At 68.6% G+C, this 23,813-nt stretch carries 21 protein-coding genes and 1 tRNA gene; 17 read left to right on the top strand and 5 right to left on the bottom strand.

The genetic code is table 11. The features are described from left to right. The first annotated feature begins 61 nt into the window (after positions 1 to 61). The 5 genes from otsB (at position 62) to ASF25_RS07955 (ending at position 4,044) form a co-directional block, all read left to right on the top strand. Positions 62 to 817 (top strand): trehalose-phosphatase, encoded by a 756-nt coding sequence (gene otsB / locus ASF25_RS07975; protein ID WP_056304297.1) that lies wholly within the window; start codon positions 62 to 64, stop codon positions 815 to 817. Positions 818 to 892: 75 nt separating this feature from the next. Beyond that, the gene (locus ASF25_RS07970) at positions 893 to 1,903 is read left to right on the top strand and encodes a glucokinase (RefSeq protein ID WP_056304285.1); all 1,011 of its coding nucleotides are present in this window, start codon (positions 893 to 895) and stop codon (positions 1,901 to 1,903) included. Between the two features lie 8 nt (positions 1,904 to 1,911). Further along, on the top strand, positions 1,912 to 2,436 hold the full coding sequence (locus tag ASF25_RS07965) for a hypothetical protein (protein WP_056169137.1): 525 nt from the start codon (positions 1,912 to 1,914) through the stop codon (positions 2,434 to 2,436). 182 nt (positions 2,437 to 2,618) lie between these two features. After that, positions 2,619 to 2,948: a hypothetical protein gene (locus ASF25_RS07960; RefSeq protein WP_244472943.1), complete on the top strand. Its 330-nt coding sequence runs from the start codon at positions 2,619 to 2,621 to the stop codon at positions 2,946 to 2,948. 256 nt (positions 2,949 to 3,204) lie between these two features. Then, the gene (locus tag ASF25_RS07955) at positions 3,205 to 4,044 is read left to right on the top strand and encodes a porin family protein (protein WP_056304284.1); all 840 of its coding nucleotides are present in this window, start codon (positions 3,205 to 3,207) and stop codon (positions 4,042 to 4,044) included. Between the two features lie 123 nt (positions 4,045 to 4,167). On the opposite strand, the gene ASF25_RS07950 is transcribed toward ASF25_RS07955, so the two are convergent. Both ASF25_RS07950 and purD read right to left on the bottom strand, forming a co-directional pair. Continuing rightward, positions 4,168 to 5,070 (bottom strand): polysaccharide deacetylase family protein, encoded by a 903-nt coding sequence (locus tag ASF25_RS07950; RefSeq protein WP_056304283.1) that lies wholly within the window; start codon positions 5,068 to 5,070, stop codon positions 4,168 to 4,170. 211 nt (positions 5,071 to 5,281) lie between these two features. Continuing rightward, entirely contained in the window at positions 5,282 to 6,565 is a 1,284-nt protein-coding gene (gene purD, locus ASF25_RS07945) for a phosphoribosylamine--glycine ligase (protein WP_056263775.1), read from the bottom strand. A 451-nt stretch (positions 6,566 to 7,016) separates the two neighbouring features. On the opposite strand from purD, the gene xseA reads away from it, so the two are divergent. From xseA to ASF25_RS07885, 12 genes are all read left to right on the top strand, one after another. Beyond that, complete coding sequence (gene xseA, locus ASF25_RS07940; protein ID WP_056304282.1) at positions 7,017 to 8,660, top strand: exodeoxyribonuclease VII large subunit; 1,644 nt, start codon at positions 7,017 to 7,019, stop codon at positions 8,658 to 8,660. Positions 8,661 to 8,805: 145 nt separating this feature from the next. Beyond that, the gene (locus ASF25_RS07935; protein WP_056304281.1) at positions 8,806 to 9,033 is read left to right on the top strand and encodes a DUF4170 domain-containing protein; all 228 of its coding nucleotides are present in this window, start codon (positions 8,806 to 8,808) and stop codon (positions 9,031 to 9,033) included. 161 nt (positions 9,034 to 9,194) lie between these two features. Beyond that, complete coding sequence (locus ASF25_RS07930) at positions 9,195 to 10,139, top strand: ribose-phosphate pyrophosphokinase (RefSeq protein WP_056169120.1); 945 nt, start codon at positions 9,195 to 9,197, stop codon at positions 10,137 to 10,139. A 187-nt stretch (positions 10,140 to 10,326) separates the two neighbouring features. Further along, positions 10,327 to 11,040 carry a DUF1013 domain-containing protein gene (locus tag ASF25_RS07925; RefSeq protein WP_056169117.1) on the top strand — a complete coding sequence of 238 codons (714 nt, stop codon included), beginning with the start codon at positions 10,327 to 10,329 and terminating at the stop codon, positions 11,038 to 11,040. 149 nt (positions 11,041 to 11,189) lie between these two features. Beyond that, positions 11,190 to 11,798, top strand: a complete 609-nt coding sequence (locus ASF25_RS07920; protein ID WP_244472942.1) for a hypothetical protein — start codon at positions 11,190 to 11,192, stop codon at positions 11,796 to 11,798. 279 nt (positions 11,799 to 12,077) lie between these two features. Beyond that, positions 12,078 to 13,808, top strand: coding sequence for a 30S ribosomal protein S1 (gene rpsA, locus ASF25_RS07915; protein ID WP_056169113.1), 1,731 nt, complete (start codon positions 12,078 to 12,080; stop codon positions 13,806 to 13,808). A gap of 411 nt (positions 13,809 to 14,219) precedes the next feature. Next, a complete protein-coding gene (gene sppA, locus ASF25_RS07910; RefSeq protein WP_056169111.1) occupies positions 14,220 to 15,206 on the top strand; it encodes a signal peptide peptidase SppA in 987 nt (328 codons plus the stop codon). Between the two features lie 30 nt (positions 15,207 to 15,236). Next, positions 15,237 to 15,554, top strand: coding sequence for an integration host factor subunit beta (ihfB, locus tag ASF25_RS07905; protein WP_056169109.1), 318 nt, complete (start codon positions 15,237 to 15,239; stop codon positions 15,552 to 15,554). Positions 15,555 to 15,588: 34 nt separating this feature from the next. After that, positions 15,589 to 15,963 carry a lipopolysaccharide assembly protein LapA domain-containing protein gene (locus tag ASF25_RS07900; RefSeq protein WP_056263781.1) on the top strand — a complete coding sequence of 125 codons (375 nt, stop codon included), beginning with the start codon at positions 15,589 to 15,591 and terminating at the stop codon, positions 15,961 to 15,963. A gap of 7 nt (positions 15,964 to 15,970) precedes the next feature. Beyond that, on the top strand, positions 15,971 to 16,633 hold the full coding sequence (locus ASF25_RS07895) for a phosphoribosylanthranilate isomerase (protein WP_056304279.1): 663 nt from the start codon (positions 15,971 to 15,973) through the stop codon (positions 16,631 to 16,633). A gap of 201 nt (positions 16,634 to 16,834) precedes the next feature. Then, the gene (trpB, locus tag ASF25_RS07890) at positions 16,835 to 18,076 is read left to right on the top strand and encodes a tryptophan synthase subunit beta (protein ID WP_056263784.1); all 1,242 of its coding nucleotides are present in this window, start codon (positions 16,835 to 16,837) and stop codon (positions 18,074 to 18,076) included. Positions 18,077 to 18,186: 110 nt separating this feature from the next. Then, positions 18,187 to 18,263, top strand: a tRNA-Met gene (locus ASF25_RS07885). 365 nt (positions 18,264 to 18,628) lie between these two features. Here the strand turns inward: ASF25_RS07885 and ASF25_RS07880 are convergent. The 3 genes from ASF25_RS07880 to ASF25_RS07870 all read right to left on the bottom strand — a co-directional run bounded on the left by ASF25_RS07880 (position 18,629) and on the right by ASF25_RS07870 (position 23,580). Continuing rightward, positions 18,629 to 19,171: a TetR family transcriptional regulator gene (locus ASF25_RS07880; RefSeq protein ID WP_056169100.1), complete on the bottom strand. Its 543-nt coding sequence runs from the start codon at positions 19,169 to 19,171 to the stop codon at positions 18,629 to 18,631. A 207-nt stretch (positions 19,172 to 19,378) separates the two neighbouring features. After that, complete coding sequence (locus ASF25_RS07875) at positions 19,379 to 22,498, bottom strand: efflux RND transporter permease subunit (protein WP_056304278.1); 3,120 nt, start codon at positions 22,496 to 22,498, stop codon at positions 19,379 to 19,381. Continuing rightward, entirely contained in the window at positions 22,495 to 23,580 is a 1,086-nt protein-coding gene (locus ASF25_RS07870; protein WP_056304277.1) for an efflux RND transporter periplasmic adaptor subunit, read from the bottom strand. The genes ASF25_RS07875 and ASF25_RS07870 overlap by 4 nt, the downstream gene beginning before the upstream one ends. Positions 23,581 to 23,813 lie beyond the last annotated feature (233 nt).

Here is a 23,813-nt window from a genome sequence, read left to right as displayed (position 1 = left end):
GCGCGCGTCATGCTAGCGCAGGCCGGTCTTGGATGGAGGGACGCGAAGCGTGACCGAGAGCGTGACCGAGCCGACCGACTTCGCCCTCTACCTCGACTTCGACGGGACCCTCGTGGAAATCGCCCCCCGGCCCGATCTGGTCCGGGTCGATCCGGCCCTGCCGGGCACCCTGGAGCGGCTGCGCACCCGCCTCGGCGGCGCGCTCGCCGTCGTCACCGGTCGGCCCATCGGGGTGATCGACGATTTCCTGGCGCCGGCCCGGTTCGATATCGCCGGCCTGCATGGGGTCGAGCGGCGGGTCGACGGCGTCGTGAGCGGGGGAGGCGCCGAGAACCATCCGGAACTGCGTGCCCGCATCGCCGGCCTGACCGCGGCCGTCGCCGGGCTCGATGCCGTTCTGATCGAAGACAAGGGCGCGTCGGTGGCGGTGCATTGGCGCCTCGCCAGTCCGGCCGACGCGGCGCTCGCGGAAGCGGCGGTCAAGATCACCGCCGATGCCCTGGGTGCCGCCTACCGGCTCCAGCTCGGCAAGGCGGTAGGCGAGATCGTGCCCGCCTCGGCCACCAAGGGCCAGGCCATCCGGGTATTCGCGCAAGCCCCGCCCTATGCCGGCCGCCGGGCGATCTTCCTCGGCGACGACCTCACCGACGAGAAGGCCTTCGCGGTGGTCAACGCGAGCGGGGGCGTCAGCGTCCGCATCGGCGCGGCCGAAACCATCGCCACACGGCGCCTCGCCACCCCGGAGGACGTGCGCCGGCTGCTCTACGCCTGGGCCGACGGGGCCCCCATCGATCCCGACGCCCTGCCGCCGGCCTGACCCGGCCGCGCCCAGAACGGCCACACCCGCGTCAGCCACACCTGAGAACCCGGCCTTTTTCGAAAAGGAGCGCGCATGTTCGAATTTCCGGTCCTCGTCGGCGATATCGGCGGCACCAACGCCCGCTTCGCCGTGGTGCCGAAGTCCGGTGCACAGCCGCGCCTTCTCGCCCATGTCGAGACGGCCGGCCATCCAGACCCGAGCGCCGCGATCCGGGCGGCGCTCGCCGAAGGTGGCGGTCCGCCGCCGCGCTCGGCCATCCTGGCCGTCGCCGCGCGCGTCGATGGCCCGGCGGTACAGCTTACCAACGCCCATTGGGTGATCGAAGGCGCGCGGATCGGCCGGGATTTCGGCCTGTCGCGGGCGGTGATCGTCAACGACTACGTGCCGGTGGCGGCGGGCGCGGCCGAGATCAGTCCCGGCGAGTTGACCCCGGTGGGTCCCCATCGCGAGGGTGGGATCAAGGGTGATCAGGGCGCCCGCCTCGTCCTCGGCCCCGGCACGGGTTTCGGCGCGGCGGCCCTGCTGCCCGTGGGGGATCGCCTCGCCATCGTCTCGACGGAGAGCGGGCACGTGGATTTCGGCCCGAGCGACGCCGAGGAGCACGCCCTGTGGCCGCACCTGGAGCGGATCGAGGGACGGATCACCGTCGAGGCGTTGCTCTCCGGGCCAGGCCTGTCGCGCCTGCACGCCGGTCTGCATCGTCTGCGCACTGGAGAGGACGGCCCCAGGCTCGATCCCGCCGCGGTCACCGAGGCAGGACTCGGCGGCACGGACCCGGATGCGGCGGCCGCCCTCGCGCTCTTCGCCAAGCTGCTCGGCCGGGTCTGCGGCGACCTCGCCCTGACGTTCCTCGCCACCGGCGGGGTCTATATCGGCGGCGGCATCGCCCCCCGGATCATCGATGTGCTGCACCAGGGTGGCTTCCGCGCCGCCTTCGAGCACAAGCCGCCCTTCGTGGCGCAGATGGAGGCGATTCCCACCAGCGTGATCGCCCTCCACGACCCGGCCCTTTCGGGCCTCGCCGCCCTGGCGAGCCGGCCGGACGTGTTCGTGTATCACGGTCAGACCTGGACGGCGGACTGAGCGCGGGGATGCAGCTGCATCACCCCATCGTCGTGCCCGATCTGGTCGAGGCCTGGATCCTCGACCGGCTGTCCGTGGCCCCGACAGGAGACGGCGACCGGCCGAGCCTGCGCTTCTTCCGGGATCGCACCGTGGCAGGCCTCGTCGCCCAGGCGATGCAGGACCGCCGGGACGACGGTGCGGCGGGGCTCACCGCCCGCGATGTTCGGCAGGGTGCCGTCCTGGCGTTCGACCGTACCACCCTGTCCTCCGCGACCCAGCTGATCTCCGTGCGGGAGGCCCGCGACGACCTGCGCGAGGACGAGGTCGAATTGCGCGCACGCACCGATCTGCTTCGCCTCCGCCAGCGAATCCGGACGATCCACCTCGGCGACGAGGAGATCGACTTCTGGATCGAGGCCTATGCCGGCGGGCATCCCGGCGACGACGGGACCGGACGCTGGACCAAGGCCGTCCTCGGGGCGCTCGACGACCTCTACGGCGACCCGCGTCGGATTCCCGGCGACCTGGCGCCACCCGAGCGGGAACACTGAGCGAAGAGTCCAAGGCGATTTTACACAGGCGTAAACGCTCGCCTAAGATGCGGGGCATGCGCACCGGACGGACACGATCACGGGCGAGCGGACGCCCCTTCAGCGCGGCGCTTCTCGGAGGCGTGTGCACCGTCTTGTGCGCAGCCGCCCTGGCCCAGGGTCCGTCACCCATCAACAACTGGATGGATCTTCGCACCGCTCTGGCCGCGTGCTGGTCGGTGCCGCCGGGGACGGAGGGATCGTTGATCGCGTTCCGCTTCGGCCTCGACAAGACGGGCGCCCTGCGAGGGCCGCCCCTCGTCACCGCCCGGCGGCTGAACGGCGACGGGGAAGCCCGCAAACGCTACGAGGACGCTGCCACTGACGCCCTGTCACGGTGCCTTCCGATCTCCGTCACACCGGCCTTCGGAGCGATCCTCGGCGAAAGTCCTATCCGCCTGCGGTTCGTCAACACGCCGCCCGCCCCCGCCTATCAACTCAACAGCAACATCACGGTGTTCGCGCCGCGCTGAGGCTCGCGTGATCACCCGGGCCATTCGGGCAAATCCTAAAAAAGCGACCCTATCGGGGAACCGAATGGCAAACCCTGCGTTATCGCCTCCACTCAAACAATTAATGTAAACACAAAGTAAAGGACTGGTCTTTTCCATTGATGATGCGATCTAATCTCGGTGTTGCCGAAATACACTAGAAGCGTCGTGCCAAGCCTTGCTAAGCCCAGGTCACGCCGCACCGAGAGTGCGCCTCAGCTTTTCTGGCAGTCACACAATGTTCAAGACGCTCTTCCTCGCCAGCACCGCCGACCTTCCGCGCCGTGCGGCTCCGCCGGTGTTCGTGCCGGTGCCGGTGTTCACCTGGACGGGCTTCTACGCCGGTTTCAACGCCGGTTACGGCTTCGACGCCTCCAACCGCGACACCAACGTCTACAACAACGTGTTCCCGAACCTGGTCCGCGGCGGCGCCGCTGGTCTCGCCGGCGCCGGTGGCCCCTCGCAGGTCGCCTACTCCGACCGTTCGAACGAAGGTTTCACCGGCGGTGGTCAGATCGGCTACAACTACCAGTTCACCCCGGGCTCGGGCGTGGTCGTCGGTATCGAAGCCGACGCCCAGTACGTCGACTTCGGCCGTAGCCGGAACAACTTCGTCCTGACCCCCGGCTTCGCCCCCGTCGCCGGCGTCACCTTCGTCGATCCCCGCGGCACCGCCAGCCTCGACTACTTCGGCACCGTCCGCGGCCGCCTCGGCTACGCCTTCGACCGCACCCTCGTGTACGGCACCGGCGGCTTCGCCTACGGCGCCGGCAGCGAGGAGCGCTCCTTCGGCGGCTTCCGCGGCAACGACAGCTTCCGCACCGGCTGGGCCGCCGGCGGTGGCATCGAATACGCGCTCCCCACGGACTCGTTCTTCAACTTCTTCAAGTCCTCGGCCGTGACGTTCAAGGTCGAAGGCCTGTACGTCAACCTCGACCAGAACAACCGCAATGCCGGCGTCTACGCCGTCGACACCAACAACGTCGTCTACCGTCAGCCCGGCTTCGCCGGCCGCAACTCCGGCACCGAGTTCGCCGTCGTCCGCGCCGGCCTGAACTACAAGTTCGGCTCGTACTAGGACCTGCGGGACCTTCAGGTTCGGCCTGAGCGTCCCCAGCCCCGATCATCTGGCCGCTTTCGTCGAGGCGACACCCCGAGGAGAAATCCTCGGGGTGTCGCTGTTTGGGGGTCGCGAAACGCGTTATTCGTTCACGGCGGGCGCCCCGTCGGCCATCGCGTAAACATGGTCGGCGATGGCACCGGCGGTGGTGAGCCAGACCGCGTCCCGGTGCGCCGCGATGTGCTCCAGGGCCGCACGCAAGGGCTTCAGGCGGTGTGGCTGGCCGACGATGTAGGGATGCAATGCGATCCCCATGACCAGGGGGGCATCCCGAGACTGGACCAGCATCTCGTCGAAGCCGTCGACGAGGGCTTCCGCGAACTGACGGCCGGTGTCCTTGCGGGCGACGACGGCCGGGATATCGTTCAGTTCCTGCGGATAAGGCACCGAGAGGATGCGCCGCCCTCCGCGCGTCGCGAACCACACCGGCTGATCGTCATGCGCCCAGTCGAGAAGGTAGCGGTACCCGGCCTCGGCCAGGAGATCCGGCGTCACCCGCGATTGCGAGATCCAGGGGCCGAGCCAACCAGCCGGCGGCTCGCCCTCGTGCCGGGCGAGGATCTCCGTCGCCTCGGCGATGAGGTGCCGCTCGGCGGCCTCGTCTAGGGTGCCCTGACGCTCGGCATTGGTGCGGCCGTGGCCGACGATCTCGTCGCCACGGGCCCGGAACGCTTCGATGAGTCCCGGGCAATCCGCATAGAGCCGACTGTTGACGAGCACGCTCGCCGACAGGGCGAGACTGTCGAGCATCGCCTTCATCCGCCACGCGCCGACGCGGTTTCCCCAATCGCGCCAAGCGTAGTTCAGCACGTCCGGTTGGGGGCCTCCGGGCGCGAGCTCGGCGCCGAGCCCAGATCCGAAATCAAAGGTTTCGAGGTTGAGGGCGACGTACACGGCCAAGCGCTTGCCCCCCGGCCAGTCGTAGACCGGCCGATCGGGCAGCGCGCTGTAGCCGTATCGGCCATGGCCTGCCGATGTATCCATGCTGATGCCTTTGCGCTCGAGGTTGGGGCTCCGTGCCTCCCGAGATAGGTCACCGCCGAGCCTTTGGCCTCCCCGGCCCGAACCGGATGGCTACGCTCCGCGAGGCGAACGCCAGAGCATCGCCCCGAAATGCTGAGACCGGCCTTCGGCGAAAGTCGCGACAACGACGGGAATTTGGAGCGTTGCCCTCAAACGGACGAAGGACAGCGCTTCAGATCCCCCCGCCGGCGACCTCGCGGGCCACGGCGCGGCGGCCGATGTCCCGGCGGCAGAACCCTTCCGGCCAGTCGATCCGGGCGATGGCCGTGTAAGCGCGGGCCTGGGCTTCCATCATACTGGCCCCCAGGGCCGTCACGGTGAGCACGCGTCCGCCATCGGCGAGCAGCTGCCCGTTCTCGATGCGGGTGCCGGCCTGGAACACGATGACGTCGTCGCTCGCATCCGCCGCGTCGACCCCCCGGATCACCGAGCCGCGCATCACCGCGCCGGGATAACCGGCCGCCGCCATCACCACGGTCAGCGCCGCGCGACTTTCGTCGAACGGGAGATCGACGCCGGACACGTTGCCGTCGCAGGCCGCGATCAGGGCCGGGAGGAGGTCTCCGGCGAGGCGCGGCATCAGCACCTGCGCCTCGGGATCGCCGAAGCGGGTGTTGTACTCGATGAGTTTCGGCCCATCGACCGTGAGCATGAGGCCGGCATAGAGGATGCCGGTGAACGGCGTTCCACGAGCGCGCATGCCGGCGAGGGTCGGCGCGATGATGGTCTCCATCACCGTCCGCTCCAGGGCGGGGGTGAGGATGGTGGCGGGCGAGTACGCGCCCATGCCGCCGGTGTTGGGACCGCGATCCCCGTCGAACACCCGCTTGTGGTCCTGGGCCGTACCGATGGGGACGGCGCGCGTTCCGTCGCACAGGGCGAAGAAGCTTGCCTCCTCGCCGAACAGGCACTCCTCGATGACGATTTCGGCGCCGGGCTCGGTCAGCATGGCCCGCACGGCGGCCTCGGCCTGATCGAGGGTCTCGGCCACCACGACGCCCTTGCCGGCGGCGAGGCCATCGGCCTTCACCACGATGGGCGCACCGCGCTCGGCAAGGTAGGCGAGGGCGGCATCACGATTCGTGAAGCGCGCGAAGGCAGCGGTGGGAATGCCGTACGCGGCGCACAGATCCTTGGTGAAGCCCTTCGAGCCCTCGAGTTGGGCGGCGGCCTTCGTCGGACCGAACGCGCGGATGCCGGCCGCGGCGAGGTCGTCCACGAGGCCGGCCACGAGGGGCACCTCGGGTCCGATCACCACGAGGCCGATGGTGTTCTGCGCACAGAACGCCTGGACGGCGGAGTGGTCGGCGACGTCGAGGTCCGGTCGATTCTGACCGAACGCCGCGGTTCCGGGATTGCCCGGCGCGGAAAACAGACGCTCGCAGAGCGGGCTCTTGGTCAGCGCGTAGGCGAGGGCATGCTCGCGCCCCCCGGAGCCGATGAGGAGGATGTTCATGGGCCAAGCTCTTCCCCAAAAGAGCGCCCTTGAAAAGGCGGATTCGGACAGTCCGCGCGGCTTTGCACGGGATGGAGCCCCAACGCACGCCCAACCCGATCTTCTCGACAGGACATTGGGAACCCGGTGCCCGTTCCCGAGTTCTAGATGGATCATGCCAGGATGTCGCAAATCCGTCTCTTATTCGATGGCTTCGCCCAGATTCCAGGGCATCAATGCCGCGCGGTATGTGGTCAGCGGGCGGATGCCGATGCGGGCGTGCAACGACAATCGCCGTTCACACAGCGCACCGAGCTGGTACTGGGCCTTGGCCGTCGGCGCTTTCCCCACCGCTTGCGTCGCCCTGCTTCTCTCTATCTTACTATAATCGACCTCAGAGCGGCCTGACGCTCGAACGCCCTCAGGGTGCCGCCCTTTACCTGCACGGCGCCCCACACTAGCGTTCGCCGCTATGGCCGTTCCTCCCCCGCCTTCCGTCGTTCCGAGATCCGGCGTGCCCGTCTCGAACGTCCCCGAATGGTCTGTCGGCGACCTTGCCTCGGCCCTGAAGCGGACCTTGGAAGACGCCTTCGGCCATGTCCGCCTACGAGGTGAGATATCGGGCTTTCGCGGCCAGCACGGCTCGGGCCACGCCTATTTCTCGCTGAAGGATGGCACCGCCCGCATCGATGCGGTGGTGTGGAAGGGCACGTTCGCCCGCCTTCGCCAGAAGCCGCAGGAGGGGTTGGAGGTCGTCGCCACGGGCCGGATCACGACGTTTCCGGGCAAATCCTCGTACCAGATCGTCATCGAGACCCTGGAGCCAGCGGGCATCGGCGCCTGGATGGCGTTGCTGGAGGAGCGCAAGCGCGTGCTCGCCGCCGAGGGTCTGTTCGCGGCCGAGCGCAAACGGCCGATTCCCTACCTGCCGCGCGTCGTCGGCGTGGTGACTTCGCCCACGGGGGCGGTCATCCGCGATATCCTCCACCGCCTCGCCGACCGCTTCCCCCGTCCAGTCCTCGTCTGGCCCGTGCGGGTGCAGGGGGAGGGGGCGGCCGACGAGATCGCCACCGCAATCCGGGGCTTCAACGCGCTTCTCCCCGGTGGGGCGATCCCACGCCCCGACGTGCTCATCGTGGCACGCGGCGGCGGCTCCATCGAGGATCTGTGGGCCTTCAACGAGGAAGTGGTGGTGCGTGCCGCTGCGGACTCGGTCATCCCACTGATCTCCGCGGTGGGCCACGAGACCGACACCACCCTCATCGACTTCGTCTCCGACCGGCGGGCGCCGACTCCCACGGGAGCCGCCGAAATGGCGGTGCCGGTGCGCGCGGACCTCATGGCCGAGGTGACCGACCTCGCTCGGCGACAGCGCGAGGCCGTCGAGCGCAAGCTCGACCGGGAGGGCAGCGATCTGCGCGCCCTCGTCCGGGCGATGCCTGGGGTCGACACCTTCCTGGCGGTCAAGCGCCAGCGCCTCGACCTCGCCGAGGCCCGTCTGGGGCCGGCGCTGGCCGGCAATGCCCGCGTGCATCGTTTGAGAGTGTCACGCCTCGTCGAGCGCTTCGTACGGCATCCGCCGACCCTCGCGCTCGCCACCGCACGGGGACGTCTGGCCCGCATCGGTGACCGGCCGGGCGCGGCGCTCCGCCATGGCACCCGCCACAGGGGCGAAGCCCTGGCCTATCTCGGCCGCCGCCTCGTCGTGGCGCGCGACGCCACTTTAGCCCGAGCCGATGCCGAGGGCGCACGGCGCCGCGACCGGCTCGATGCCCTCCAGGGCCGCCTCGACCGGGCCGGCGGCCGACTCACGGAGCGCCGCCGCGACCGCCTCGGGACCCTGGCGAGCCTCCTCGCTTCTCTGAGCTATCGCGCCGTCCTGGCGCGCGGCTTCGCCCTGGTTCGCGACGGGTCGGGCGCGGCCCTGCGCAGCACCGTGGCCGCGTCGGCGGCCGAGCGCTTCACCCTGGAATTCGCCGATGGCACCCTGGCGGCGCGGGCCGAGACCGTCGCCGCATCGGGCGGGGAGGGCGTTCCGGCACCGGCGCGTCCCAAGCGCGCCCCACGGAAAGCGGCGGCCAAGGCCCTCGTCCAGGGCTCCCTGTTCGAAGGCTGAAGGCTCGGCCTCGCGAACGGCCCCGGCTGTGCCGCGCACGCCTGCCCGCCCGTGGGTTGACGAACGGGGCCGCGTTTGCGAACCGCGGCACGGCGCATGCCTGAGCCAGCCCCCAAGGCAGGCCGCACGATACGAAGGAGCCGCGATGACAACCACGATCGACAGCGCCCAGAAACTGCACCTGGTCTTCGGTGGGCAACTGGAAAGCCTCGACGGCGTGAACTTTCGCGAGGTGAAGGACCTCGATATCGTCGGCATCTATCCCGACTACGCGTCCGCCCAGAGCGCCTGGAAGGCCAAGGCGCAATCCACGGTCGACAGCGCCGAGACGCGCTACTTCATCGTGCACCTGCACCGGCTGCTCGAGCCCTGATCTGTGCAGGGCGCAGGGGCAGAGTGCGTGAAGGCATTGTGACGCCCCCCCGTCGGCTGGTATGGACCGGCCCGACAAACCGCTCCGGGTTTCTACGATTTGGTTCGTGACCCTGGTTGGACGGCTCGGCGGGCGAAGGATCGCGAGATGAAGACCCCGGCATGACGTCATCGATCAAGATCATCGCCGGCAATGCCAGCCGCCCGCTCGCCGAGGCCATCGCGGCCTACCTCGAGCTGCCGCTGGCGAAATGCATGGTCCGGCGCTTCGCCGACATGGAAATCTTCGTCGAACTGCAGGAGAACGTCCGCGGCGAGGATGTCTTCATCGTCCAGTCCACGTCGTTTCCGGCCAACGATCATCTGATGGAACTGCTCATCATGATCGATGCGGCCCGACGCTCCTCGGCCCGGCGCATCACGGCGGTGATCCCGTATTTCGGCTATGCCCGCCAGGACCGGCGCACCTCGGGCAGGACCCCAATCTCGGCCAAGCTCGTCGCCAACCTCATCACCGAGGCCGGTGCCGACCGCGTCATGACCCTCGATCTGCATGCCGGCCAGATCCAGGGCTTCTTCGACATCCCCACCGACAATCTGTTCGCCGCCCCCGTGAAGGTGCGCGACATCAAGGAGCGGCTCGACCCCAAGGACTGGATGGTGGTCTCGCCCGACGTCGGCGGCGTGGTGCGCGCCCGCGCCATCGCCAAGCGCATCGACGCGACGCTCGCCATCGTCGACAAGCGCCGCGAGCGCCCCGGTGAATCTGAGGTGATGAACATCATCGGTGAGGTCGAGGGTCGGTCCTGCATCCTCGTCGACGACATCGTCGATTCCGGCGGCACCCTGGTGAACGCCGCCGAGGCCCTGCTCAACGCCGGTGCCAAGGACGTGTCGGCCTACATCACCCACGGGGTGCTCTCGGGCGGCGCGGTCTCGCGCATCGCCGCCTCGCGGATGAAGGAGCTGGTCATCACCGATTCGATCCAGCCTACGCAGGCGGTCAAGCTCGCGCGCAACATCCGGGTCGCCACCATCGCGCCGCTGCTGGGCGAGGCCATCGGCCGGACCGCGACGGAATCGAGCGTGTCCAGCCTGTTCACCTGATACCGTGCTGAGCGGGACGGGATGCGCGCGATCGCAATTGCGCATCCCCCTCCGCAACCTGTATAGACGCAACTCCCCTATTGCAGCGTTGAGACGGGATGCTGCCGGCCAGTCCCAGGCCGGAGCGAGCGGCGCCACGTCGGCGGCGCCCCGACGCCCGTCCCGCCCCAACCGTTGGAGTTGCCCGATGACCCAAGGCCCGTTGATGCCGAAGGCCACAGCCGTGTGGCTGGTGGAGAACACCTCCCTGGCCTTCGAGCAGATCGCTGAATTCTGCAAGCTGCACCCCCTCGAGGTGAAGGGCATCGCCGATGGCGAGGTCGCGGCCGGCATCAAGGGTCTCGACCCGATCACCACGGGCCAGCTCACCCGCGACGAGATCGAGCGCGCCCAGCGGGTGCCGAACTACAAGCTCAAGGTCGCCGTCTCGAAGGTGAAGCTGCCCGAGGTCAAGCGCACCACCAAGGGTCCGCGCTACACCCCGCTCTCGCGCCGCCAGGACCGCCCCAACGCCATCCTCTGGCTCCTGCGCAACCACCCCGAGCTCAAGGACGCGCAGGTCATCCGACTCGTCGGTACCACCAAGTCGACGATCCAGCAGATCCGCGAGCGCACGCACTGGAACTCGGCCTCGCTCCAGCCCATGGACCCGGTGACCCTCGGTCTGTGCACGCAGATCGACCTCGACTTCGAAGTCCAGCGTTCGGCCAAGGATCGGCCCGCCGTGCTGCCGACGGACGGTGGCGCCACGCTGCTGCCGACGGAAGTCTCGACGGCGACGGACTACACCGAGACCGACGAGCATCACCGCTCCGTGCGCGACGAGAAGCTCAACGCCGATTCCGTGTTCGCCAAGCTCAAGGGCATGCGCAACACCGACACGGATGACGACGAGGACTGATTCTCGCCGTCAGATCTGGACGAACCCGATCCGCACCGGAGCTCCGGTGCGGATTTTTTCGTCCGGGCTTCGGTGTTGCCCTCAGGATGGCGTCGAACGGAACGATAATGAGACATAGCGACTGATCCCAGGTCGCCAAATCCAAGAAAATGCGCAATATTGCCGACCCTCGTTGCCCGAGGCAGCATTTTCCGGGGATCACGATGATCGCGTTGGGTACCGGACATGAGATGGGAACGGTCGCCGATCCAGTGGGCCTGACGGACTTGACCCTGTCGTCTGACCAGACCTCATCGGTGCCCGACCTCTTGGCTTCCGAACCCGTGACCCTCGCAGAATCTCTCATGGCCGAAGCCGGGTGGAGCCCGGCGAATTTTGGCGATGCCGGCCCGAACCCGCCCTATCTGCGCATCGGGGGCAAGCTCTGGGTGACGCTGACCGAATTCGAGCCATGCTTCTCGTCGTTCCACCGCGACCGGGTGCTGTTCCGTTCCAAAGTCTCCATGGCGGATCACCTGTCACGCTACGACCAGATCATGGTGGATCCACTTGCATTCGAGGAGTGCTTCGGCCCGCTGGAAGGGACCGATGCCACCTTTCCGTTCGGCGTCTGGCTCGCCATTCTCGAAGTCCGTTTCACCGGCATCGAATTGCTGGGCAAGCGACACGGACCGGTGGTGCTGCCCCTCGAACCCCTGGCCGTTGCCTCGGCGGTCTGGCTGCGCAACACGCGCCGCCCTGGCCGGCCTCCGGCGTGATGGCCGCGCCGAACCTCATCGCGCGTCATATTGCCGAAAGCGGCGCGATCCGGTATGGAACCGCCGTTCTTCGATTGGAATCGACGAGGCGTGGGCGTGTTTCGCGTCGCTCCGTCCCGTTGGAGAATGGCCCTCGACCATCGTTTCAGAATGCGTCGGCCCTCCTTCCGGGGGGTGAGCCCGTCCGGTCCCCCGGGGATCGCGGGCGGCGATCGCCGAGGGTGCCCCGTCACACGAACCGCCGACGCCGGCCTCCGATGAGGCCTGTCAGGAGACAGAATGACCGCTGGTAACGCCCTGCAGCGTAACCCGAGCCGCGACGATTTCGCGGCTCTCCTCGAGGAGAGCTTCCTCGAGCACGAGATCACCGAAGGGTCCGTCGTCAAGGGTCGCGTCGTCGCGATCGAGAAGGACGTGGCCGTCATCGACATCGGCGCCAAGACGGAAGGCCGTGTCGCCCTCAAGGAATTCAACGGCCCCGGCCGCGAAGGCGATCTCGCCGTCGGCGATGAGGTCGAGGTCTACGTCGACCGCATCGAGAACGCGCTGGGCGAGGCCGTCATCTCGCGCGACAAGGCGCGCCGCGAGGAGAGCTGGGTCAAGCTCGAGAAGGCGTTCGAGGCCAACGAGCGCGTCACCGGCGCCATCTTCAACCAGGTCAAGGGCGGCTACACCGTCGACCTCGACGGCGCCGTGGCGTTCCTGCCGCGCAGCCAGGTCGACATCCGCCCCGTGCGCGACGTCACGCCCCTGCTCGGCACGCCCCAGCCGTTCCAGATCCTCAAGATGGATCGCCGCCGCGGCAACATCGTCGTGTCGCGCCGCACCGTCCTCGAGGAGAGCCGCGCCGAGCAGCGCTCCGAGCTCGTGGCCAACCTCGAAGAGGGTCAGGTCATCGACGGCGTCGTCAAGAACATCACCGAGTACGGTGCGTTCGTGGATCTGGGCGGCATCGACGGCCTGCTTCACGTCACCGACATGGCGTGGCGCCGCGTGAACCATCCGTCCGAGGTCGTGACCATCGGCCAGACGGTCAAGGTCAAGATCATCAAGATCAACCACGAGACCCACCGCATCTCGCTCGGCATCAAGCAGCTGCTCGCCGATCCGTGGGAGGGCATCGCCCAGCGCTACCCCGTCGACGCCAAGCTCAAGGGCCGTGTCACCAACATCACCGACTACGGCGCCTTCGTGGAGCTGGAGCCGGGGATCGAGGGCCTGATCCACGTCTCCGAGATGTCCTGGACGAAGAAGAACGTCCACCCGGGCAAGATCGTCTCCACCTCCCAGGAAGTGGAAGTTCAGATCCTCGAGGTCGATCCGGTCAAGCGTCGCATCTCGCTCGGCCTCAAGCAGACCCTCCAGAACCCCTGGGAGGCCTTCGCCGAGCAGCATCCGGTCGGCTCCGAGGTCGAGGGCGAGGTCAAGAACAAGACCGAGTTCGGCCTGTTCATCGGCCTCGACGGCGATGTCGACGGCATGGTCCACCTGTCGGATCTCGACTGGAACCGTCCCGGCGAGCAGGTCATCGAGGAGTTCAAGAAGGGCGACATGCTGCGCGCCCAGGTTCTCGACGTCGATGTCGAGAAGGAGCGCATCTCGCTGGGCGTGAAGCAGCTCGGCGGCGACCCCTTCACGGAGGCCGGTGAGCTCAAGAAGGGTCAGATCGTGACCTGCGAAGTGACGGAAGTGAAGGATTCGGGCGTCGACGTGAAGATCGTCGACACCGACCTCACCACCTTCATCCGCCGGGCCGAGCTCGCCCGCGACCGCGGCGACCAGCGCCCCGAGCGCTTCGCCGCCGGCGAGAAGTTCGACGCCCGCGTGATCCAGTTCGACCGCAAGGCGCGCCGGGTCCAGCTCTCCATCAAGGCCCTCGAAATGGCCGAGGAGAAGGAGGCGATGGCGCAGTTCGGCTCCGCCGATTCCGGCGCCTCGCTGGGCGAGATCCTGGGCGCGGCCTTCAAGAAGGCCCGCACCAGCGACGACAAGGACGACGCCCAGGATTAATCGTCCCGGCGCGACACCCCGGGATCCACGATGGCTCCCGGGGCCCTGAACTGAAGACGCCCGTGCGGGGATCAAACCTCGCGCGGGCGTTTTTGCGTCTGGCGGCGCGATATCCGTGCGAGAACTGGCATCCCGCACCGCGAAGACTTGCTGGAGATGACTTGTCCGGGCTGCGAGGACTTGCGAATTCCGCCCGCTTCCGCCGCCCGCCCCCTCTTGCCGGTCCGTGGCGGGCAAGGCTAGAACACCCACGCCGAGGATGCGAGGCGGGGCAAGGGCTTGAGTCCATCCGGCGACGGATGGCACAGGGTCCTGGGCACTGCCGCGAACCGCGGCGAAGCCGGGCGGCGCGAAGCCCGGACAACCCATCACGGCCGGGAACGGTCGGTGCGCGAGGGAGCGAACCATCGCATGGCCGCTGACGCCGAACTCCTGATCGATCGCAGGCGCCTGCGCCGTAAGCTTTCCCTATGGCGGGTGGTGGGGATCGGCGGTCTCGTTCTCGCCGTCGGCGCGGTGGGTCTGCGCATCCGCAGCGGCACCGAACCCCTCGGCTTCGGAGCGGTCAAACCCCAGATCGCGCGCATCTCCATCGGCGGCTTCATCGCCGGCGCCGAGGCCACCACCAAGCTCATCGAGCGCGTGCGCGACGCTGGTGCGGTCCAGGGCGTGGTGGTTTCGATCTCCTCGCCCGGCGGCACCACCACCGGCTCGGAGGAACTCTACCGCAACCTGCGCGCGCTCGCCGAGAAGAAGCCCATGGTGGCCTTCGTCGACGGCACTGCCGCATCCGGCGCCTACATCGCCGCCATCGCGGCCGACCACATCGTCGCGCGGGAGACGGCGCTCGTCGGCTCCATCGGCGTCCTGTTCCAGTATCCGGACCTGTCCGGCCTCCTCGACAAGGTCGGGGTGAAGGTCGAATCGGTGAAATCCTCGCCCCTCAAGGCCGAGCCGTCGGGCTTCACTCCGACTTCGCCGGAGGCGCGCGCGGCCCTCGCTGCCGTGGTCGGCGACACCTACGCCTGGTTCAAGGGACTCGTGTCCGAGCGCCGCAAGATGAACGACCGCGAACTCGCCACCGTCTCCGACGGGCGGGTGTTCAGCGGGCGCCAGAGCGTCCCCCTGAAGCTCGTCGATGGGATCGGCGGCGAGCGCCAGGCCATCGCCTGGCTCGAATCCGAGCGGGGCGTCGCCAAGAACCTGCCAGTGCTGGATTGGAAGCCGAAGGCCAAGAGCGACTTCCAGATTTGGTCGGCGCTCGGCCTCGGCGCCGATCTCGTGGGCCTGGACGGGCTCGCCGCACATCTCCGCCTGATCGGCGACGAGACGGCGGGCGCGGCGCAGGGCGGGCTCCTGGCCGTTTGGCGGCCCAGCCCCGCCGAAGCCGCCCGCTGAAACCGTTCATGACGTCGTGAAGGCCGCAGCATGATCAAATCGGAGCTCGTGCTCAGGATCGCCGAGCAGAACCCCCACCTCTACCAGCGCGACGTCGAGACCCTGGTCAACGCGATCCTCGACACCATCGCGGATGCCCTCGCCCGGGGCGACCGGGTCGAGTTGCGCGGCTTCGGGGCGTTCTCGGTGAAGCGACGGGATGCACGGCGCGGGCGCAACCCGCGCACGGGTGCGGCCGTTGCCGTCTCCGAGAAGGCCATCCCGGTGTTCAAGACCGGCAAGGAGATGCGCCTGCGCCTCAACGAGGCCGGCATCGGCGAGGAGGCGGCCACCGCCGCCGCCTCGTGAACCGCCGGACTACAGATTCGATCGGAGTGCTTCGATGATCCGCTTCTTCAAGGGTTTGGTCCTGCTCCCGGTGGCGGTCGTCGTCGTCGCCCTGGCGGTGGCGAACAGGGACGCCGTGCGCCTGTCGTTCGATCCGTTCTCGCCGGACATGCCGGTCTTCAGCGTGACCCTGCCGCTGTACGTGATCCTGTTCATCGCCGTCGGGCTCGGCGTGCTCCTCGGCGGCTGCGGCGCCTGGCTCGGCCAGTCGGGCACCCGGCGCACCAGCGCCGAGCGCCGCCGCGAGATCCGCCGCCTCGAAGGCGAGACGGCCCGCCTGCGCACCGCCGCGCCGAATCCGGTCGGGGAGGGGCTCCACGGCCTGTCGCGCGGCCCCTCCGACCGCGTCGCCCTGCCGGCCCCGCGCTGAGAACCCGATGTCCGCTATCGCCATCAAGATCTGCGGACTGAGCACCGGGCCGACCCTCGGGGCAGCCCTCGACGCCGGCGCCGACCTCGTCGGCTTCGTCCATTTCCGGAGGAGCCCGCGCCACGTCGACCTCGCTGTGGCCAGTGACCTGTCGGAGCGGGCCCGGGGCCGGGCGCAGCGCGTGGTCCTCCTCGTCGATCCCGACGATGCGCTCCTCGCCGCCGTGGTCGCCGCCACCGATCCCGACTGGGTTCAGCTCCACGGGCGCGAGACGCCGGAGCGCGTCGCCGCCATCCGCCACCTGTCCGGACGCCCGGTGATGAAGGCGCTCGGCATCGCGACGCGGGCCGACCTCTCGGCAGTCCAGACTTACGCGGACGTGGCCGACCGCCTCCTCCTCGACGCCAAGGCGCCCCTCGGCGCGGCCCTGCCGGGCGGCAACGGCCACGCCTTCGATTGGGACCTCCTTTCCGGCGCTCTCCTGCCGGAAGGCACCATGCTGTCGGGCGGCCTCACCCCCGAGACCGTCGGCGCTGCCCTCGCCCGCACGGGTCTTCGCGCCGTCGACGTCTCGTCCGGTGTCGAGAACCGCCCCGGAGAGAAGGATCCGGTGCGAATCGCCGCCTTCATCGCCGCTGCGCGCGCTCGCTGCACGGTAGCGGCGGCCTGACATCCAGCGTCCGAATTCGGGAAACGGCGGGTTGGCCGCATTGTCGCCCCCCCTATGCAGGTCTAGATCAGGCGCTTGTCTCGCCGCAGGCGAACGGCATGGCCGAGACCGCTCCATGGAGTGGACCATCCGTTCCGTCGTCGCATCTGCCCTGGCCGCCCAACCCCAGGCCGCACGCAAAGTCATCCAAGGACGCCGCCCGTGACCCTCGCTCCCCCTCCGAACTCGTTCCGCAACGGCCCGGACGAGCGTGGCCGCTTCGGCATCTTCGGCGGACGCTTCGTGGCCGAGACGCTGATGCCGCTGATCCTCGATCTGGAGGCGGCCTACGAAGCGGCTAAGGCCGATCCGGCGTTCCAGGCCGAGATGGACAGCCATCTGACCCATTACGTCGGCCGCCCGAGCCCCCTCTACGAGGCCGAGCGCTTGACCGAACACCTGCGCGCGAAAGCGCCCTCCGGCCATGGCGCCCGGGTGTTCTTCAAGCGCGAGGAACTGAACCACACCGGCTCGCACAAGGTGAACAACGTGCTCGGCCAGATCATGCTGGCGCGCCGCATGGGCAAGCCACGCATCATCGCCGAGACGGGGGCGGGCCAGCACGGCGTCGCGACCGCGACGCTCTGCGCCCGCTTCGGCCTCAAGTGCGTGGTCTACATGGGTGCCGTCGATGTGGCGCGTCAGGCCCCCAACGTCTTCCGCATGAAGATGCTCGGCGCCGAGGTGATCCCGGTCCAGTCCGGCACCAGGACCCTCAAGGACGCCATGAACGAGGCCCTGCGCGACTGGGTCACCAACGTCGCCGATACGTTCTACTGCATCGGCACCGTCGCCGGCCCGCATCCGTATCCCGCCATGGTGCGCGACTTCCAGTCGATCATCGGCCGCGAGACGAAAGAGCAGATGTTGGAGATGGAAGGGCGCCTGCCCGATTCGCTCATCGCCTGCATAGGTGGCGGCTCCAACGCCATGGGCCTGTTCCACCCGTTCCTCGACGATTCGAGCGTCGAGATCTACGGCGTCGAAGCCGCCGGCCATGGCATCGCCTCGGGCCTCCATGCGGCCTCCCTGTCGGGCGGCAAGCCGGGCGTGCTGCACGGCAACCGGACCTATCTGCTCCAGGACGGGGACGGTCAGATCGCCGACGCGCACTCGATCTCGGCCGGTCTCGATTACCCGGGCATCGGCCCCGAGCACGCTTGGCTGCACGAGGCCAAGCGCGTCACCTATCTCTCGGCCACGGACGAGGAGACCCTGGAGGCGTTCAAGCTGTGTTCGCTGCTGGAAGGTATCATTCCGGCCCTGGAACCGGCCCACGCCCTCTCCAAGGTGTTCGAGATCGCGCCGACGAAGCCGGCCGACCATCTCATGGTCCTCAATCTCTCGGGCCGCGGCGACAAGGACATTCCGCAGGTCGCCGAAATCCTCGGCACCCAGCTCTGACCACCGGGTTCCGGCGGTTTGCCCGTCGAAACCCCGTTGACACCGCAAGGCGGATTTCCTATTCCGCCGATCTCGCCGCCGCAGCGGAATTCCCGCAGTGGCGGTGACTTGGCGGGGTAGCTCAGTTGGTTAGAGCAGAGGAATCATAATCCTTGTGTCGGGAGTTCAAATCTCTCCCTCGCTACCAAGTTTCTTAGTCGTGCGAACGACTTAGCTGAGAAGCCCTGGACCGATGGTCCGGGGCTTCTTCGTTTCCCGGCCCTCTTCTGTACATGTCCGTCGTGAAGGCGATCCGAGGTCCGTTCCCGATCGCATCGAGAGCCGCCCCCGACCGTTCGGCCATCGCCACGGCTACGCAGGGGACGGGGGTTTTTTAGAGAGGCGGGTCGGCGTCGACGCGGCCGGCTTCGGACCTCGAACGATGATCGGACGCGCCTCAGCACCGCGTCGCACCGTAGGGCACGCGAAAATCCTGCGAGCGGGACGATCCCGTGCGGCAGATCCCGGCCCGGATCACGTTCGTGAAAGTTCGGGGGCGTGTGCCGATGCGTCTCAGGCCGTGGCAGCGGCTTGTGCCGCCTGGATCAGGTCGTTCGCCAGGGTCTCGTCGTCGATGGCGCGGGCGAGGACGACGGCCCCGACGAGCGTCGCCAGCGTCGCCAAGGCACGTTGCCGTCGGCGCTCCCGGGACGCCTTCGGCGTCAGGTCCGCCAGGATGGAGGCGAGACGCTCGACCCCTTGCGTGAACCGCGCCCGGATGGGGCTGCCCGGTGCCTCCCGGGAGACGTCGTTCGCCAAGGCCGCGAGGGGGCAGCCCTTTCCAGGGGAGCGGACGTGCGCCAGTGAAAGATAAGTCGCCACGATCGCGTCCACCTCCCCGCGCCGATCCTCGGCGAGGGCGGAATCGAACGCTTCGGCCGCCAGGGCATCCTTGTTCGCGAACTGGCCGTAGAACCCGCCATGGGTGAGGCCGGCGGAGGCCATGATGTCGGCGACGCCGACCCCGTGCAGGCCCCGCTCACGGAACAGGGCCGCCGCGACCTCGACCACGCGCTGGCGGTTCAGCTTGGCCTGCTCCTGCGAAACTCTCGGCATTCACTCATCCTTCAACGACCCGACCCGACATATAAATGCGTTCTGTCATCTAACGAAGCGCTGGCTGCCCCGGCCGACCCCACGAAGCCGACGAGGAACGACATTCGACCGGCCTGCACGAGGGGGCAGGAGTTGCAGGCCGGTCGTCGTACCGCACGCCCCGTCGACGGCGTACGATCCGTGTATGCCCCCGATCGGGGCACGTTCTCATCCGGCCGGGCCCGCGGCCTCGGCCTGAATCGTGCCTCGTACGCCTCCCGATGCGACGGTGCGGCGCGGCTCCCGCGCGACCCGGAACCACAGGGCGTACAGGGCGGGCAGGAACAGCAGGGTCAGCAGGGTGCCGACGCCGACCCCGCCGATGAGCACGTAGGCGAGCGCCCCCCAGAACACCGAATGGGTGAGCGGGATGAAGGCGAGCATGGCCGCCGCCGCCGTCAGGATCACGGGCCGCGCCCGGCGCACGGTGGATTCCACGATGGCGTCGTAGTTCGACAGGCCCGCCGCCCGGTCGTGGTGGATCTGGTCCACCAGGATCAGGGTGTTGCGCATCAGGATGCCCGACAGCGCGATCAGCCCAAGGATCGCGTTGAAGCCGAAGGGCTGGTGGAAGAGCAGCAGGGTCGGCGCCGCTCCCACGAGGCCGAGCGGCGCGGTGGCGAACACCATGAACATCGTGGCGAACGAGCGCACCTGGATCATGATGACGGTCAGCGTCACGATCAGCATGATCGGGAACACGGCCACCAGCGACAGCATCGCCTTCTCGCTCTCCTCCACCGCACCCGCCGTGTCGATGCGGTAGCCCGGCGGCAGCTTCGCCTTGATCGGTGCCAACAGGGGGAAGACCTGGGCGTGGATGTCCGGGGGCTGACGGCCGTCGAGCACGTCGCCCTGGACCCGGATGTAGGTCTCGCGGTTGTAGCGCTTCAGCACAGCGTCCTCGGTGCGGGTCTCCAGCCGCGCCACCTGAGAGACCGGCACCTGGCGCCCGTCCTTCGTCGCCAGGGTCAGGTCGCCGATCTCGCCGAGGGAGCGCCGCTCGGGGCCGGGGCTGCGCAGCAGGACATCGACGGAGCGCAGGTTCTCGCGCACCTGGGTGGCGGGCGTACCGTTGAGGTAGCTCTGCAATTGCTGACCGGCCTCCTTCGGAGTCAGACCGATCAGGCGCAGGCGCTCCTGGTCGAGGGCGAGGTGCAGGCTCGGGGTCCTGTCGCCCCAGTCGAGGTGGACGAGGCGCATGTTGGCGTTCGCCGCCATGACCTCCCGCACCTCGGCGGCGATGCCGCGGATGACGTCGAGGTCGGGCCCGACCACCCGGAAGGCGACGGGGAAGCGGATGGGCGGCCCGAACACGATCTGCTGCACCCGCACGCGGGCTTCGGGGAAGCGGCCCTCTTCGACGAGCTTTCGCACCTTGCCCCGCAGGGCATCGCGAGCGGCGGCGTCGGCGGTCTGCACCACGATCTGCGCGTAGGCGGGGTCCGGCAACTCGGGATCGAACGAGAGCACGAAGCGCGGCATGCCCTGGCCGATGTAGCTCGTGATCTCACCCGCCTCGGGCAGGTCGCGCACGGCCGTCTCGATCCGCTTGACGCTGGCTTCCGTCGTGGCGAAGGCCGAACCGGCCGGCAGGGACACCTCGACGATGAGTTCGGGCCGTTCGGAATTCGGGAAGAACTGCTGCTCGACACGGCCCATGGCCACCACGGCCAGGGCGAAGAGCCCGACCGTGATGCCGGCGGCGAGCCACTTGTGGTCGACGGACAGGCGCACGAGGCGGCGCAGGCGCTCGTAGTTCTTCGTGGCGTAGATCGCGTCGTGGCCGCCTTCGACCTTCTCGATATTCGGCAGCAGCTTGACGCCGAGATACGGCGTGAAGGTCACGGCCACGATCCACGAGATGATCAGCGAGAAGGCCACCACCCAGAAGATGTTGCCTGCGTACTCGCCCGCCGTGGAAGCGGCGAAGCCGACTGGCAGGAAGCCCGCGATGGTGACCAGGGTGCCGGTCAGCATCGGCGCGGCCGTGGCGCTCCAGGCATGGGTCGCCGCCTCGATGCGGTCGGCGCCTTCCTCCATGCGCACCACCATCATCTCGATGGCGATGATGGCGTCGTCGACGAGGAGGCCGAGCGAGATGATGAGCGCACCGAGGGTGATGCGGTCGAAGTCGCGGCCCGTGACCATCATGACGACGAACACGGCCGAGAGGGTGAGCGGCACGGCCAGCGCCACCACGATGCCGACCCGGAAGCCGAGCGCCACCAGGGACACGAAGATCACCACGCCGAGTGCCGTGAAGAACTTGACCATGAACTCGTGGATCGCGTCGTCGATGACCTTGGCCTGATCGGTGATCTTGGTGAAGCCGATGCCGAGAGGCGTCTCGTGATGGATCGCCACCTCCTCGGCGTTGAGGGCTGCGCCGAGCTTGAGGCCGTTGAAGCCGGGCTTCATCACGAGTCCAAGCATCAGGGCGGGCTCGCCGTCGTTGCGGATCTCGAAGCTCTTCGGGTCCTCGTAGCCGCGCTTGACCTCGGCGATGTCGCCGAGCTTGAGGCTGCGGTCGCCGGCCGCGACCGGCAGGTCGCGGATCGCGTCGAGCCCGTCGATGGCCCCGTCGAGGCGCAGGTAGACGCGCGGACCCGCCGCCTCGACGAAGCCGGCCGGGGTCACGTCGTTCTGGTTGGAGAGCGCCGCCAGGAGTTGCTGGCCGGTGATGCCGAGGGTGGCGAGGCGTTGGTAGGAGATCTCGACGAAGATCTTCTGCGCCTGCTCGCCCAGGATGTTGATCTTTTCGACGCCGTTCACGCGGAGCAGACGCTGGCGCAGGTCCTCGGCGCGCAGCACCAGCTGGCGGTGGGGCAGGCCGTGGGCCTGCACGGCGTAGAGAGCGAAGTAGATGTCCGAGAACTCGTCGTTGAACAGAGGCCCGAGCACCCCACGCGGCAGGCTGGAGGCCTGGTCGGAAAGCTTCTTGCGGGTCTGGTAGAACTCCGATTGGAGCTTGGCCGGGGGCATGTTGTCCTTGAAGATGACCTTGGTCACCATCAGGCCGGGGCGTACCGTGGTCTCGGCCCGGTCGTAGTAGACGAGCTCCTGCAGGCGCTTCTCCAGGGGGTCGGCGACCTGGCGCTGCATCTCTTCCGCCGTGGCGCCGGGCCAGGCGGCCGAGACCGTCATGACCTTGACGGTGAAGGCCGGGTCCTCCGCCCGCCCGAGCTTGCCGAAGGCGAAGAAGCCGGCCCCCGTGAGTGCGATGATCAGGAACAGGGTGACCGCCCGCTCGCGGACCGCCAGGGCGGAGAGGTTGAGGCCGTTCATCGCACGGCCCCGGTCAGGCTCGGAGGCGCTTGGCGCACCTTCTGGTCGGCTTTGAGGAGATGGGCGCCGAGCGCCACGATCCGGTCGCCGGCGCTCAGGCCCGTGACGATCTCCGCGCGTTCCTCGCCCATGCGGGCGACCTTGACGGCCTGCGGGCGCACCGTCTCGGTGGCGGCGTCGTAGCGCCAGACCGCCGTGCCGTGCCCCTGGTCGAACAGCGCGCCCAAGGGAACTTCCACCCGCTCGGAACGGACCGCATCGAGGGCTTTGAGCTGCAGGGTGACGGTGGCACCGAGCGGCGCGTCCTCGCCGCCGCCGGACAGGATGTACCGCGCCCGGTAGGTGCGTGTGGCGGGATCGGCGGTGGCCGACAGCTCGCGCAGTCGCGCCGGGTAGGTCGCCTCACCCTCCGCATAGAGCGTCGCGGAAGCCTCGCCCTGCGCCAGGCGCCGGCTGCCCTCGGGCAGGAACACCTCGGCCTCACGGGATCCGTCGCGGGCGAGCCTCACCACCGTCTGACCGGCCGCAACCACCTGGCCGGGCTCGGAGGGTACCTCCATCACCACGCCGTCCGCATCGGCCTTGAGCTCGGAATAACCGGCCTGGTTCTCGATCTGGCCGGCCTGGGCCTGCGCATTGGCGAACTGGGCGATGGCGGAATCGGCGGCACCCTTGTTCTGATCGTAGGTCTGCTTCGAGGTCCAGCCGTCCGATACGAGCTTGCGGCTGCGCTCCTCGTCGGCCCGGGCCTTGATCATCTGCGCACGCGCCGCTTCGACGGAGGCGCGCGCGGCATTGAGCGCGAGGGTGAAGTCGGTCCGATCGAGGCGCATCAGCGGCTGGCCACGCGTCACCCGGTCGCCCGGATCGACGAGGCGCTCGAAGATCTTGCCGCCGACCCGGAAGCTGAGGTTGCTCTCGGTGCGGGCTCGGATCACCCCGGTGTAGCGGGCGACGCCCCCCACCCCGGGCACGACCGCGACGGTCTGCACCAGCGGTGGCTCCGGAGACACGGCGGTCTCGGCCGGCGAGCAGGCCGCGAGCGCCAATGCGCTCAGCCCAAGCACCCATCTCGCATCCATGCCCGCCTCCTCGCACCGAACCGGCACGTTTTAAATTATGTTCGACATTTATTATGGCGCGACGCTGCCGTCAATGGTCGCTGCGCGCGCTTCCGGGACTGCGACGGAGCGGCGGCGCGGCGCGTGCTCCCACGAAAGCCGGAACCTCCGATCGCAGCGACCGGATGGCGGTCCCGGTCGAGCTCGGTCGGGCCCATCGCACGGATGTGACTTTTGAGCCCTCACAAACGGAC

This window comes from Methylobacterium sp. Leaf100 (genome assembly GCF_001422845.1).
Lineage (GTDB): Bacteria > Pseudomonadota > Alphaproteobacteria > Rhizobiales > Beijerinckiaceae > Methylobacterium.
Note: the sequence above shows the minus strand (reverse complement) of the source record. Positions and strands in the feature narration are given on the sequence as shown.